13 protein-coding genes and 1 pseudogene are annotated in these 13,967 nt (G+C 44.7%); 2 read left to right on the forward strand and 12 right to left on the reverse strand.

Annotation, left to right across the window (positions count from 1 at the left end):
• Nucleotides 1-74 precede the first annotated feature (74 nt).
• Nucleotides 75-1,079: an NADP-dependent oxidoreductase gene (locus tag ACI7MX_RS11920; protein ID WP_405587493.1), complete on the forward strand. Its 1,005-nt coding sequence runs from the start codon at nucleotides 75-77 to the stop codon at nucleotides 1,077-1,079.
• A 44-nt stretch (nucleotides 1,080-1,123) separates the two neighbouring features.
• Here ACI7MX_RS11920 and pyrF read toward each other — a convergent pair whose 3' ends face one another.
• A complete protein-coding gene (gene pyrF / locus ACI7MX_RS11925) occupies nucleotides 1,124-1,822 on the reverse strand; it encodes an orotidine-5'-phosphate decarboxylase (protein WP_405587496.1) in 699 nt (232 codons plus the stop codon).
• A gap of 228 nt (nucleotides 1,823-2,050) precedes the next feature.
• Between pyrF and ACI7MX_RS11930 the strand changes: the two genes are divergently transcribed.
• On the forward strand, nucleotides 2,051-2,218 hold the full coding sequence (locus tag ACI7MX_RS11930; RefSeq protein WP_122783318.1) for a DUF2897 family protein: 168 nt from the start codon (nucleotides 2,051-2,053) through the stop codon (nucleotides 2,216-2,218).
• Between the two features lie 110 nt (nucleotides 2,219-2,328).
• Here ACI7MX_RS11930 and ACI7MX_RS11935 read toward each other — a convergent pair whose 3' ends face one another.
• The 11 genes and pseudogenes from ACI7MX_RS11935 to ACI7MX_RS11985 all read right to left on the reverse strand — a co-directional run bounded on the left by ACI7MX_RS11935 (nucleotide 2,329) and on the right by ACI7MX_RS11985 (nucleotide 13,960).
• On the reverse strand, nucleotides 2,329-2,658 hold the full coding sequence (locus tag ACI7MX_RS11935; protein WP_314487377.1) for a helix-hairpin-helix domain-containing protein: 330 nt from the start codon (nucleotides 2,656-2,658) through the stop codon (nucleotides 2,329-2,331).
• 109 nt (nucleotides 2,659-2,767) lie between these two features.
• On the reverse strand, nucleotides 2,768-4,765 hold the full coding sequence (locus tag ACI7MX_RS11940; RefSeq protein WP_405587500.1) for a polysaccharide biosynthesis protein: 1,998 nt from the start codon (nucleotides 4,763-4,765) through the stop codon (nucleotides 2,768-2,770).
• An 85-nt stretch (nucleotides 4,766-4,850) separates the two neighbouring features.
• Nucleotides 4,851-6,029 (reverse strand): DegT/DnrJ/EryC1/StrS family aminotransferase, encoded by a 1,179-nt coding sequence (locus ACI7MX_RS11945; RefSeq protein ID WP_405587503.1) that lies wholly within the window; start codon nucleotides 6,027-6,029, stop codon nucleotides 4,851-4,853.
• A 79-nt stretch (nucleotides 6,030-6,108) separates the two neighbouring features.
• Complete coding sequence (locus ACI7MX_RS11950) at nucleotides 6,109-6,765, reverse strand: acetyltransferase (protein WP_405587956.1); 657 nt, start codon at nucleotides 6,763-6,765, stop codon at nucleotides 6,109-6,111.
• A pseudogene (locus ACI7MX_RS11955) lies at nucleotides 6,745-7,332 on the reverse strand (sugar transferase); the annotation flags it as partial. The gene ACI7MX_RS11950 and the pseudogene ACI7MX_RS11955, both read right to left, overlap by 21 nt.
• The gene (locus ACI7MX_RS11960) at nucleotides 7,325-8,464 is read right to left on the reverse strand and encodes a glycosyltransferase family 4 protein (RefSeq protein WP_405587506.1); all 1,140 of its coding nucleotides are present in this window, start codon (nucleotides 8,462-8,464) and stop codon (nucleotides 7,325-7,327) included. The pseudogene ACI7MX_RS11955 and the gene ACI7MX_RS11960, both read right to left, overlap by 8 nt.
• Nucleotides 8,465-8,492: 28 nt before the next feature.
• The gene (locus ACI7MX_RS11965; protein ID WP_405587508.1) at nucleotides 8,493-9,554 is read right to left on the reverse strand and encodes an EpsG family protein; all 1,062 of its coding nucleotides are present in this window, start codon (nucleotides 9,552-9,554) and stop codon (nucleotides 8,493-8,495) included.
• Between the two features lie 24 nt (nucleotides 9,555-9,578).
• On the reverse strand, nucleotides 9,579-10,601 hold the full coding sequence (gene galE / locus ACI7MX_RS11970; RefSeq protein WP_405587511.1) for a UDP-glucose 4-epimerase GalE: 1,023 nt from the start codon (nucleotides 10,599-10,601) through the stop codon (nucleotides 9,579-9,581).
• Nucleotides 10,602-10,628: 27 nt separating this feature from the next.
• Nucleotides 10,629-11,372 (reverse strand): glycosyltransferase, encoded by a 744-nt coding sequence (locus ACI7MX_RS11975; protein WP_405587514.1) that lies wholly within the window; start codon nucleotides 11,370-11,372, stop codon nucleotides 10,629-10,631.
• 42 nt (nucleotides 11,373-11,414) lie between these two features.
• Nucleotides 11,415-12,683 (reverse strand): glycosyltransferase, encoded by a 1,269-nt coding sequence (locus ACI7MX_RS11980; protein WP_405587517.1) that lies wholly within the window; start codon nucleotides 12,681-12,683, stop codon nucleotides 11,415-11,417.
• The gene (locus ACI7MX_RS11985) at nucleotides 12,680-13,960 is read right to left on the reverse strand and encodes an O-antigen translocase (protein ID WP_405587520.1); all 1,281 of its coding nucleotides are present in this window, start codon (nucleotides 13,958-13,960) and stop codon (nucleotides 12,680-12,682) included. Before ACI7MX_RS11985 ends, ACI7MX_RS11980 begins: the two co-directional genes overlap by 4 nt.
• Nucleotides 13,961-13,967 lie beyond the last annotated feature (7 nt).

The following is a 13,967-nucleotide window of genomic DNA, read 5'->3' on the forward strand; positions in this document are numbered from 1 at the left end:
AACTCAGCATTCACTTGATGACAGCCTCAAGAAGGTCTATCAACAGGCTTTGTCTTTAACGCTGAGAGCCTGCGATGACCACCGAGACCAACCGCCAATTTCTTCTCGCCAAACGCCCCGTTGGTGCAGCCACCCGCGACACCTTCACCTACCAGCAAGTCCCGGTCGAGCAACCGAAAGAAGGCCAGATTCTGGTCAAAAACCAGTACTTGTCACTCGACCCGGCGATGCGTGGCTGGATGAATGAAGGCAAATCCTATATCCCGCCCGTGGGCCTGGGTGAAGTCATGCGCGCTTTGGGGGTCGGTGAAGTGATTGCCTCCTCCCACCCTGACTTTGCTGTAGGCGACTACGTCAATGGCGCTTTGGGCGTACAGGACTACTTCCTCGGGGAGCCTCGAGGCTTTTACAAGGTCGATCCAAAACTGGCCCCCTTGCCGGTGTATTTGTCTGCACTGGGCATGACAGGCATGACCGCCTACTTCGCCTTGCTCGAAGTAGGGTCGCCTAAATCCGGTGACACGGTTGTGATTTCGGGCGCCGCAGGCGCGGTGGGCAGTATTGCCGGGCAAATAGCCAAGCTTAAAGGCTGCCGCGTGGTCGGCATTGCCGGCGGTAAAGAGAAATGCAAAGTACTGATCGAAGAACTCGGCTTTGACGGGGTTATCGACTATAAGAACGAAGACGTCACCGCGGGCCTGAAACGTGAATGCCCTAAAGGGGTCGACGTGTTTTTTGACAACGTGGGCGGCGATATCCTCGACGCAGTCCTGAGCCAATTGAACTTCAAAGCCCGCGTCATCATCTGCGGCGCCATCAGCCAGTACAACAACAAAGAGGCTGTAAAAGGCCCGGCCAACTACTTGTCACTGCTGGTCAACCGCGCGCGCATGGAAGGGTTTATCGTAATGGACTATGCCGACCGCTATGTCGCTGCGGGGCAAGAAATGGCGGGATGGCTGGGCAAGGGGCAATTGAAAAGCAGAGAACATATTGTCGAGGGTCTGGAAACGTTCCCGGAAACCCTGATGAAGTTGTTCAGCGGTGAGAACAACGGCAAATTGATTTTGAAGGTCTGAAATCGTAATCGCTGCCGCGTAAATGCGGCAGCGATTACTGACTCTTAAGCCAGCTCAGCAACCACTGCAGCGAGAGCTTTGGCCGGATCTGCTGCCTGGCTGATCGGACGGCCAATCACCAGATAATCCGAGCCTGCATCCAGCGCCTGACGCGGCGTCAGAATACGACGCTGGTCATCCACAGCGCTGCCCGCTGGGCGAATACCCGGTGTCACCAATTGCAGCGACGGGTGCGCAGCTTTCAAGGCTTGTGCTTCCAGAGCCGAACAAACCAGACCATCCATGCCGGCTTTTTGCGCCAGAGCGGCCAGGCGCAATACCTGCTCCTGTGGCTCGATATCCAGGCCAATACCGGCCAGGTCTTCACGCTCCATACTGGTCAACACCGTCACACCGATCAGCAGCGGCTGTGGGCCAGTGCGCTTGTCGAGCACTTCACGGCAAGCAGCCATCATGCGCAAACCGCCCGAACAGTGAACATTGACCATCCACACACCCATTTCGGCAGCCGCTTGAACAGCCATTGCAGTGGTGTTGGGAATGTCATGGAATTTAAGGTCGAGGAATACCTCAAAACCCTTGTCACGCAGCGTGCCGACAATTTCCGAAGCACAGCTGGTGAACAGCTCTTTACCCACTTTGACGCGGCACAACGTGGGGTCCAACTGATCGGCCAGTTTCAGTGCGGCGTCGCGCGTAGGAAAATCCAGGGCAACGATAATAGGAGTCTGGCAGTCGGACATTAGCGGGTTCTCAGGCTGGTCGAAATCGGCGCGCATTGTAGCGGAACAAGCCGCTCTCCGGCACCCGATGATCGAATTTTCACGATTTTAATCCCGGCGGCCCCATAGAGTGCTATTTGGAATAACCGGCCTACAATTGAACCACTGAACATCACCTTACTCACATATGAAAGAACTCCCCGCAGGGTAACCCTCTTGCCCCGCGGATAACCCTTCAAGGAGAACACAATGCCGTGGTATGCCTGGTTAATTCTGATCGTTGCCATCGGCGCCATCGTTGGCGCATTGATGACCCTGCGTGAGACCGCCAACAAAGTCGAGCTGACTGAAGAACAGCGTAAGCGTGTTGCCGAGCGTAATGCGGAAATGGATGCGAAAGAGAACAAGGACGGTTGAGATTGCGGGTGGTTTGAGCGGTGCTTTTGAAGCGGCTCCAATTACAAACCTTAAACCCGGAAACGAAAAAGGCCAGTCAATGACTGGCCTCAAGCATTCAAGTAACCGATTTAATTAACCGCTACCTTGTCGCGATTTTTTTCATAAATGGCTTTGCCAATGCCTTTCACTTCCAGCAACTCATCAGCCGAAGTGAACTCACCATTAGCCTCACGGTACGCCACAATGGCTTTGGCCTTGGCTGCGCCTACACCGGAGAGTTCACGCTGGAGTGTCACCTCGTCGGCCGTATTGAGGTTGATCGTGACCAACTCCGCCTCTGGCAAGGTATTCGCAGCCACAATCGGATCCGCGCCAACTGGCGCGGGAGTCGCGTGGACTCCGCTGGAGATACCGACCATCAAAGCCAAAAACATCGAAGAAATTAAGGCACTACGCATAAATGACACTCCATTACATCGTTAAGTGGAAACAGCTTTCCTGAGCTGTACTCCAAACGTAGGCGATGCTTATGGAGTGTCAAAAACCAGTGCATTGCAGGGTGTGTAGTTATAAAGGCTCTGCACGACGTTGTTGGTGAATCCAGTCGACAATCTCACCCTCTGGCGCATAACCACTGACCGTATTGCGCAACAACTGTCGAACCCGAGTGTAGTCATCCTCATCAACGGCCGAGAGCAGCTCCTCCAAGCGTTGCTTGAGCTCATCCCAGGACAACATGTCCTCATTGGCGCTCATGATCATCGGATGCTGCGTGGCAACCACGTTGTCACCGATCAGCAACTCTTCGTAAAGCTTTTCACCGGGCCGCAGGCCTGTGAACTCAATCTCAATATCGCCATGCAGATTTTTATCGGAACGAACGCTTAAGCCAGACAGGTGGATCATCTTCTCAGCCAGCTCGACGATACGCACCGGCTCGCCCATATCCAGCACAAAGACATCACCGCCCTGCCCCATGGAGCCCGCCTGAATCACCAACTGAGCGGCCTCCGGGATCGTCATGAAATAGCGGGTGATCTTTGGATGCGTAACGGTTAACGGGCCGCCCGACTTGATCTGCTTATGGAACAGTGGAATGACTGAACCTGAAGACCCCAACACATTGCCAAAACGCACCATGGTGAATCGGGTTTTATTGACGCGGGACACATTCGCCTTGTCACCGAACAACACAGGCGCGGCCTCACGGCTGAGCGCTTGCAGTGTCATTTCGGCCAAACGCTTGGTGCTGCCCATGACGTTGGTAGGACGCACTGCCTTGTCAGTCGAAATCAACACAAAGTTGGCCACACCCGACTGCAAAGCCGCTTGAGCTGTATTGAGTGTGCCAATGACGTTATTCAGTACGCCTTCAGCGATGTTGTGCTCAACCATCGGCACATGCTTGTAGGCGGCGGCGTGATAGACCGTGTCTACATCCCAGGTTTTCATCACATCCAGCAGTTTTTGCTCATTGCGCACAGAACCGAGGATAGGCAACAGCTTGACTGACAGCGATTCGCGCTCAATACGCTGCTCAAGTTCTGAAAGAATGCAGTACAGATTGAATTCACTGTGCTCGAACAGCAGAAGCGTCGTGGGCCGAAGCTCCAAAATCTGACGACACAACTCAGAACCGATGGAACCGCCTGCGCCGGTTACCAAGACACTCTGACCTTTGATGCAGTGTTCCAGTAAATCACCTTGAGCGGGCACAGGATCACGGCCCAGCAAGTCAGCGATATCGACTTCCTGAATATCATCAACCTTGACCCGGCCGCTGGCCAAATCCATAAAGCCGGGAATACTGCGAACGTGCAGCGGGAAGCCTTCAAGCAGCCCCAGAATCTCACGACGTCGCCCACGCGAAGAAGAAGGAATCGCCAACAGCAATTCCTGAGCGCCGGTGCGATCTATCATTTGTTGTATGTTTTCGGACTTGAATACCTGCAGACCGGAAATAACCCTGTCGGCAATACTTTCATCGTCGTCAATGAATGCCACAGGGCGCATCACACGCCCCATGCGCAGTGTTGCGACCAATTGATTGCCCGCAGCACCCGCGCCGTAAATAGCTACACGGGGTAAACCATCATCCCGGCTGGTGAAAGGCACATGCTGAGCGGCTGCAAACCAGTCACCCAAAAAATATTGACGCATGGCAAGGCGCAAGCCGCCGAGCATGATCAGGCTTAACCACCAGTAGTTGAAGATGATTGAGCGGGGTACGACGTTGTCGTGATTGCTGTACCAATAGACCACGACCGCCAAGATCAGCGATGAGAGACTGACGGCCTTGATAATGGCGATAAGGGCATCGTTGCCGAAGTAGCGCATGACGGCGCGGTACATGCCGAAGCGAATGAACAGGGGGATGGCAATGACAGGCGCGCAGATGAATAACCAGGCGTGCATCTTGACCGGGTTGATCATTTCGTCCATGCCCAAGCGCACGACAAACGCCAGCCAAAGCGCTAACCAGACTAGAACAACATCTGTCGCCACTTGTAAAACCCGCTTTTGGTGCCGTGAAAGGCTGAGTAAATACGCTCGAATTTTATCCATAACCCCTTTAACCACCTATGCCGCTCCAAAATACAGCTCGCAGTATACAAACCTGCATCACACACTACTTCAACAAACTGAGGTCTTAAGCTTGAGTGGCCTGCTGAACGACTTCACTGAGGACCTTACAGGTCAGCTCGATTTCCTGTTCAGTCAAGGTTGGGTGCACCAGGAACATCATGCTGGTTTCACCCAATGCCTTAGCATTGGCAAGACGTTGCGATGGTCTCCAACCTGTATTGTCAAAAGCTTTTTCAAGGTAGACCTCTGAGCAAGAGCCCGAAAAAGCCGGAACCCCCTGCGCAGCAATTTCAGTCAAGATGCGATCACGAGACCAATCGGCTTTCAGACGCTCAGGACGTATAAATACATAAGCCTTATACGCTGCGTGCACATCCTCACTGGACAAAACAGGCACACGCAGGGCTGGCAACTTCTGGGCCGTTTCCCAAATACAGGTGGCATTCTTGATACGGGCTGCCTGCCATTCCTGCATACGGCGTAATTGGATACGCCCTATCACAGCCTGGGCTTCAAGCATGCGCCAATTTGTGCCAAAGCTCTCATGCACCCAACGGAAACCCGGAGCATGCTCACGCTCATACACCGCTTCCCAACTTTTGCCATGATCCTTGTAAGCCCACATATCGGCCCACAATTGACGGTCGTTGGTGGTGACCATGCCGCCCTCACCCCCGGTCGTCATGATTTTGTCCTGACAGAAAGACCAAGCGCCTACATGACCAATAGAACCCACTGGTCGGCCTTTGTAATGCGTGCCATGAGCCTGAGCGCAATCCTCAATGACTTTTAACCCGTGCTCGTTGGCCAAAGCCATGATCGGGTCCATATCACAAGGCCAGCCAGCCAAATGCACACAGATCAGTGCTTTGGTACGCGGGGTCATGACTGCCTTGATGGTTTGAGCCGTGATGTTTTGGGAATCCAGATCAACATCGGCAAAAACGGGAACCGCGCCGGCATTGACGATACTGGATACTGATGCGAGGAACGTGCGGGACGTAACAATCACCTCATCACCGGCGCCAATTTTCAGGGCTTTGAGGGCCACGTCCAGCGCTACAGTGCCGTTAGCGAGGGCCACTGCATATTCAGTGCCCGACCAGGCGGCGAATTCTTTTTCAAAAGAACGCGTTTCCTGCCCCGTCCAATAATTAACCTTATTAGACAAAATGACATCACGTACAGCGTTAGCCTCTTCTTCAGTAAAAGAGGGCCAAGGAGAAAATGGGGTATTAAGCACGATTTAGTACCTACTAAAAGAAAAATGAAGAGTTCATCAGAGCTGGCAAGCATTTTTTAAAAAAATTAATGCAGTCGAGTTAGAAAGCTGATAAAGGTTTGGCCGGGACCCCTACAACAGTCACATCGTTAACAACGTCTTTGACTACAACTGCGCCGGCGCCTACCTTGACCCTAGACCCAATAGAGATTAACTGTTTAACACATGCTCCTATTCCAATCCAACTCAATGGACCGATAATAACGCCACCTGCCAGTCGAGCACCAGGTGACACATGGACAAATTCACCCAATGAACAGTCATGGTCGATGCTACATGCCGTATTAAGAATTGCACCGTCACCAATATTTGCACCTGGATGAACTACAACTCCGGCGAAAGCTACAATACCTATACCAAGAATAGCGTATCGACTTATAGATGCTGCGGGATGAATCAGATTAACGATTGAGGCTCCAGAATTGACTAAATCCATCATTTTTTGTCGGCGAATTTCATTATCGCCAATTGCGACAATTACGCCTTCATATTCATTCAGACGTTCAAACAATGTGCTTGTATTGCCTACAACTGGCCAATGCCTTAGAAGATTAATTGCGGGCCATTGGTCATCAAATATTTCGACATGGTTCCACCCGCACATTTCTGCAGTGTCAGCGACTACTTTTGCATGCCCACCAGCACCTAAAATCGCGATCTTTTTGGAAGAGCTCGTGCCTCCTGTAAATTTTGACATCGTGACTTCTCCATTGGCACTGATTCCCTCGCGCGCGAAAACCTTTTTCACAGTAAGAATGATTATTTTAAGATCAAGCCAGAATGAATGGTTATCCACGTACCAAACATCGTATTCGAATTTTTGGTCCCAGCTAATGGCATTACGCCCGTTAACCTGTGCCCATCCAGTAATCCCGGGCCTGACCAAATGGCGACGAGATTGTACAGGGCTATACAGAGGGAGATATTCTACAAGGAGGGGCCTCGGCCCTACTAAACTCATATCGCCTTTTAATACGTTCACAAGGCCTGGCAATTCGTCCAAACTACTGGATCGCAAAAAAGTTCCGAAAGATGTCATGCGTTCAGAATCAGGAAGAGAATTTCCATTCTGATCAAAAGCATTTTTCATTGTTCGAAATTTATACATCTTGAATGGTTTGCCATTAAGCCCAGGTCTTATCTGAGAAAATAATATAGGCCGACCTAAATTTCGCGCCACTAGGAAACTGACCACAAGAATGATGGGCAGTAATATGAGCAATCCTAAAAAAGACAAGCTCACATCCAATAGACGCTTAAACATTAATTTCTTCCTTATAGAAAGTGGCCATGCGCATGAAGTGGTCATTCCGGTTAAAACGACTGGTAACTCGAAGCTTGGCATTCTCTCCCATTTGCTTGAGCAATACGGGAGAAGTTGTTAACGACTCAAGCATTGCTTTCGATAGCGCACATTCATCTTTTGGGGGCACCAGCCAACCATTGTATCCAGGTGCTATTATCTCATTACAACCATTGATATTAGTAACGATACATGGAAGCCCCATTGCACCCGCCTGCAACACTACATTGGGGAAGCCTTCGCGATAACTTGGCAATATCAAAATATTTGAGCTATATAACGCAGGACGAATGTCTTTTTGAAACCCCAATAAATTAACTCTTGGATGAGATTCAAAAAAATCAATTACTTCAGGATTTATAGGGGCGGATGGATCATGATCTCCAACAATTAATAACTGTACATTGCCTGGCATTTTAGCAAAGGCCTCCGACAACTCACTCAACCCTTTGTCTTTATTCAACCTTCCGACAAAGCAAAAAACAAAATCATCAGACTTTATATTTAACAAAGCTGTTAATTCTGTAGCGCTACGGCTAACTGCGGGAGATTCAGCATTGAAATATGATAAATCTACACCTGCAATATTTCCATAACCGATAACACCGAGGGGCTTTGAGGTAATATTATATTTTATTAAATCCTGTTTTACGCCCTCACCTTCCGGCACTATGCGAGTAGCACAAACACAAATCAAACGATCAATCCATATTAATAACTTCTGCTTAAATCCATTTTGAGTTGGAAATATTAGACCAGTGAATGTATGAATCCGAACCGGAACACGGCATATCCATGCTGCTAACATTGAGACCAGACCAGCTTTGGGTGTATATGAATGAATTGCATATGGACGCTCCTTGATGATTAAGGAAACCATTTTAAGAACAGATATAAGATCCCGAAATAGACTAATCCCCCTGTTCATTGGCACACGATGAATCTTCAGGCCCTCATCAATAATGTGTGATTTATTGTCTGGGGACGTGACGAGTTCAACTTTAAAGTACTGACTCAGATAACGAGGCTGATCTTTTAGTATACTAGCGAATGTCTCAGGTACAGTTGTCACAATAAATATTTTTTTACGCACGTTAGAAACCTCAAATATTTGAATACAATCAATCTAAAGTAGCAATGTGCTGTCTTTTTCTAAATCCGCGAATCAAATTGGCTACAATTGCGCTAAAAATAAATGAAATTAGAATGGGGTAGTAAAACCAACCATACAAGCCAAACCTGTCATTATAGGCAACGCACAAAAGCGCGATATGAATAATACCAATAAATGCCAAAACCTTCATGAAAAAAAGTTTTTTTAAGTTAGCACTATTGTCAACTTTTGAGTCAAAACACAAACACACAACAGGAAATGAAGAAAAAAACCAAAAATCCCATCGAAAACCTGTTATGTACTGAGTATCTTCAAGATCAGTATAATTGCTAGAAAGACCTAATAATGAAAGTTGACTAAATACAACATTTGAAAGCGACGCAAACAATCCAAAGTAAGAAGCTAGTGATACAAGCGCCCAAACCTCAATTATACGCGAAAGCTTAATGCTTAAAACAAATTGGTTTAAAACAATGAAGGGAGCAAATATAATTGCAGACTTATGGAACAAAACAGCCACTATAAAAAAGGAGATAGCCCAGCCCTTCTTACTATTGAATAAGCTTGAAAAACACATTGTTATCATTACCACAGCCAAACCTTGCCTTATTACATTTGCAGATAAAGAGAAGAAAAATGGAAACATAACAACACTACATACTAAAAGCAAAGGAACTAAAGAAGATACACTGTAGAGGTTTTTGCACAATATAAAATAACTAGCCACCAAAAGAAAAGGAACAAGCCAAAACAAAACAACATAAGTCATTTCAAAATAGACCAGGAGCTTTGACAAATACACAAAAGCCTTATCAAACGGACCAATGATGCCATTCAATAAATCCATATAGAATTGATAGTAAGCTAACGTGTCCCCTTCGATATTTAAAGGCCGGGTACTTACATCACTGGCCACAACTGCGGAGAGCACACATACTAAAATCAAGTCAATACAGTACATCGCCTTTAATGATAAGCATTTAATATAAAATCGTAAGGACACTGCCCACAATAAAACAGCAATCATAATACAATATACATTAACCGTATAAAGATCTAAGTATGACATTCATAACTCCATACGCGCATCACATTATGAAACTTCAATAAAATCCTTGGGGATATTCGACTGCCACCTCCAAGCATCTGAAACCATATCTTGCAAACTAAGTTCAGCTTTCCAACCGAGCTCATCTAATGCTTTCTGAGGATTAGACCAGCACTTTGCAATATCACCCGGCCTGCGTTTTAATATGGTGTAAGGAATTTTTATCCCTGAAGCCTTTTCAAAAGCCGATAAGATTTCCAATACTGAATATCCCACACCAGTTCCCAAATTCCAGGTATGACATCCAGTATTAGCGCTCAAGTAGTTGACTGCTGCAAGATGTCCTTTAGCTAGATCTACAATATGAATATAGTCACGAACTCCAGTGCCATCAGTTGTATCGTAGTCATTACCAAAAATAGATAAACATTTTAATTTACCCGTAGCTACCTGACAAATATAGGGCATCAAGTTATTTGGTATGCCGGTAGGAAGTTCACCGATAAGTCCTGACGAATGCGCACCCACTGGATTAAAGTAACGCAGTATTGCTATTGACCACTTATCACTGCTCGATGCAAGCGATCTAAGAAACTTTTCAACAACTACTTTAGTTTCACCATAAGGGCTGTTTGCAGGTTCTAAATCTGTCGACTCTTTTATAGGCAATATTTTAGACTCGCCATACACTGTTGCTGAAGAGCTAAACACAAAGTTATATACATGCATTTCCTTCATGACTTCGAGAAGATTAATACTTCCACAGACATTTTCTTTATAATACTTAAGAGGGTCTACGGCACTTTCTCCTACAGCTTTGAGACCCGCAAAATGTATAACGGAGTCAATAGTATGATTTAGGAAAATATTTTTCATACTTCTATAGCATCCTACATCCGCTTTGATGACAAGAGGACTACGGCCACAGATTTTAATTATCTGCTCAAATATTCCTTCTGAACTATTAGAGAAGTTATCTACAACAATGACCTCATGTCCGCTATCCAATAGCTCAACTACTGTATGAGATCCAATAAAACCAGCACCACCAGTGACCAAAATTTTCATAAAAAACCTATATGCAAATATTAATTCTCAACGAGCTTTGAATAGCGTTTTCAATATACTAAAAAAAACTGCAGCTGCGTTTACAATGCTTTTATGAAGCAAAAATTCTCGAAGTAATGCTCCTGAAGTTTCTGCATAACCAAGCAGGCGGCGTTGTGAGGCACCGGGGTGCATCCTGTAGTCGAGTAAAGTTTCAGGCATATTATCCCACCGCACACCTATACGCTTTAGCCTCAACCACAGGTCATAATCTTCAGAGTTAAAACCAGCATTGTAACCTCTGACCTTTATAAGCATTGATTTACGAATTAAAGTGGAGGGATGCACAAATACATTTTTGAAAGGAAGATATTTGTTAATGGAACTCCCCTTAGGCAGCACTTTATATCCTGTAACTTCTTCAGATTGGTTAATAATTCTTATATCAGTCCCAACAACATCCAAGTCGTTATTCAGAAGGTATTCAAGCTGAAGCTTTAGACGCTCCGGATGAGCGATATCATCAGCATCCATTCTCGCGACGTAGTCAAATTTCGCATGCTCAATACCTACGTTCAAAGCATATGCCAACTGCGGAATATCACTCTTGATGATCACCAGCCTCTTTTCTTCAGAAAAGTTCTCCAACAAGAAATTTTCAATATCTTTAGCGTCTGGTCCATTTGCTACAACTAAGAGTTCGAAATCTTCAAAGCTCTGATCCAGAATACTTCGGACGGCTTTTTTCAAATAGTCATTACAGTTGTTTGTTGCCATCAAAACACTAATCATTACTCGACCTAATTGACAAAATGGATAAACAATAAATTAAAGCTAAATTATACGCTCGTATTTTTTTCTATACTCACTTTTACCTACAAGTCGTGGAATCAACTCTGCTGCAGAAAAAAAAGCCATGTATATATAAAAGGGGTACCGCGAAGATTTATAATAAGGCGCCGCATTAAACGCGTTGAGAAAATTATCGGCACAAACTTCAATTCCAAATATTGTGCTTTTCTGAAAATGATTATTTTCTAGGTCGACCACTTGGTCGCTAGTTAAACTAGCATAACTAATCAATAGCTCGGAAATTGGTTTTTTAACATAATTTAGATTTTGTTCGTGATATTCAGTGCCTGATAGGTCTGAAAAGAAACCGTATGATAAAGCCGACGGTTCATTTTCAATAGCAGTCACGCAAGGAATACCATTTGAAGCAGCCTGCAACAAGGCTGTACCTGTACCAACAAATACATCATATTTCTTAAGCGTTTCATCTAACGAACTGTAAGGCAGCTCTCCTTTAAGAGCTACATAGTTCTGAAGGCATAAAGTCGCAATTTTATCCTGCATCTGTTGATGCAAGGGGCCGGCTCCATAGACATCATACCTAACATCATAATTTTGGCTAACTAATGCTTTAACAACATCAAGCATATATAAATTATAAGTCTTAAAAGCCGTCAACCTACCAACTGAGATAATACGTAATTGTTGTTTAGACCTATCAATTGGCATTCTAGTCTTGGAGGCTAAATTAATTCCGAGAGGAAATGTTTTTGATAAAACATTATCGACGCCATTATTTTTGAGAGTAATTACTTGTGAAGCACTATTAAAAAATGCTATCAGTAGATTACGTCCACCAAAGATATATTTTCTAAAATATCTTTCATACAATGGTATATCCCCCTGCCCCCAAGCCAACTCATTAGAATGATATACCCCGAATATAAATTTAGCTTGAACACCTAAACAAGAAAAAACTCTCATGGCCGTAAAATATGTTAACGCACACGACACATGTACAAATTCACAACCAGAGAAAACCTCTCTCAATCGTTTTTTTCTCAACGGCATAAAAAGTTTAAATCTGGAGCCAATAAAGTTTTTACCTCCTAAAAAACAAAAGTCCTCCCAATAATAAATATCTGCAAATTTCTCAATTTCACACATCAATTCATGATTGCCAACATTCTTAAATAGAAATAAAAATTTTAGCCTTCTATTATTTTTTGCGAATTGCTTGGCAAGCCTTACAAAGAAAGTCTCAATCCCCCCAAGACTTAAAGACGGGTATATAAATAAGTACTGTTTCATTTGCGCATACCTTCTGCATTAATTTTGGGATTTTTCAAAAGATAAATTGACAATGCTATACAACAAACTAGGAAATAAATTCCATAGGTGATTGCATAGCTTTCCATAACCGTAATCAATCCTTTGTCACTATTGCCAAACAAATATACACACGCAATAAACAGAATAGATTGTATGCATTCAGCACCGATATAAAGCGCTGTCGCTCCTTTCGCAACGCCTACAAAACCAATAACATATGCACATATTTTGAAAAAATCACCAATCAACTGATATACAATCACTTCTCCAAGACCATTAAAAGATTCAGAAAATAGAAAACTGATAAAGAAATAACGCCACACATATAATATGCTGCCCCCCCCAATAAAAAGTACTGCAATTACCGACATGTATTTGACAACCAGCTTAAATATTATATCTTTTCGAGACTGATCAGAAATTACAGGTAAAAATACATATGCAAGAAATACACTAAAAAAACCCAGATATGCAGCAGATAACTTGATTGATCCTTGCCACAATCCTGCATCAAGATAACCAGCGTGTTCAATAAGCCACTGCCTGATTATAATTTCAACTAGCGGAAAAGCTATAACACTAGTAATCAACATTAATGAATAATGCGGCAGTCTTCCAAAAGAAAGTGTTCGTATTTTATGCGGAAGAAATGTAATTCTAATTTCTGATAATTTATAAACATATAATGCAGGAATCAAACTTAAAAATGCAGCGGATATAATTGCTAACGAAGCGCCAGGTAAACCACCATAGCGGACAAGAAGGTAAACGATCGGAACTGCCAGTAAGGAACCTGTGATTTGAATAAATGCGAACTTATGTGTTTGCCTTAACCCACTGACAATAGCATTAACTAGACTAGTTACGGCGTAGCCACACTGTGCAATACCGATAATTACGAAGACCCAATATAGATTCGTGTCGCCAAAGATATAGGACGCTAAGATTTTGGAGGTCAGACAACAGGATATCAAAATAACTATTGAACAAAAAAGTGAAAACGTAGCAGCTTCATTTATAAAACTTTTTAACTTATTATCATTACCGTTAAATTCGGCAACATATTTAATTACTCCATTGGTCACACCCCCCCCAGCCATTAATGCAAGGATTGAAGCAAAGCTAATAAACTGACCCAGCCTACCAAGGCCTTCTGGGCCCGCATAATAAGATATCAGCTTTATAAGTAGCAAACCAAGCATCATGCGCACTAAATGTGCAGATGAAGTTAATATAATGTTGCCGAAGCTAGACAATTTAATT

Source organism: Pseudomonas sp. 2024-210 (genome assembly GCF_045062345.1).
Classification (GTDB): Bacteria; Pseudomonadota; Gammaproteobacteria; order Pseudomonadales; family Pseudomonadaceae; genus Aquipseudomonas.

Bases quoted from the DNA above. Each gene is read 5' to 3' on its own strand.
- ACI7MX_RS11920 (WP_405587493.1), top strand. From the start codon at position 75: ATGACCACCGAGACCAACCGCCAATTTCTTCTCGCCAAACGCCCCGTT.
- pyrF (WP_405587496.1), bottom strand. From the start codon at position 1,822: ATGTCCGACTGCCAGACTCCTATTATCGTTGCCCTGGATTTTCCTACG.
- ACI7MX_RS11930 (WP_122783318.1), top strand. From the start codon at position 2,051: ATGCCGTGGTATGCCTGGTTAATTCTGATCGTTGCCATCGGCGCCATC.
- ACI7MX_RS11935 (WP_314487377.1), bottom strand. From the start codon at position 2,658: ATGCGTAGTGCCTTAATTTCTTCGATGTTTTTGGCTTTGATGGTCGGT.
- ACI7MX_RS11940 (WP_405587500.1), bottom strand. From the start codon at position 4,765: ATGGATAAAATTCGAGCGTATTTACTCAGCCTTTCACGGCACCAAAAG.
- ACI7MX_RS11950 (WP_405587956.1), bottom strand. From the start codon at position 6,765: ATGTCAAAATTTACAGGAGGCACGAGCTCTTCCAAAAAGATCGCGATT.
- ACI7MX_RS11965 (WP_405587508.1), bottom strand. From the start codon at position 9,554: ATGTCATACTTAGATCTTTATACGGTTAATGTATATTGTATTATGATT.
- galE (WP_405587511.1), bottom strand. From the start codon at position 10,601: ATGAAAATTTTGGTCACTGGTGGTGCTGGTTTTATTGGATCTCATACA.
- ACI7MX_RS11975 (WP_405587514.1), bottom strand. From the start codon at position 11,372: ATGATTAGTGTTTTGATGGCAACAAACAACTGTAATGACTATTTGAAA.
- ACI7MX_RS11980 (WP_405587517.1), bottom strand. From the start codon at position 12,683: ATGAAACAGTACTTATTTATATACCCGTCTTTAAGTCTTGGGGGGATT.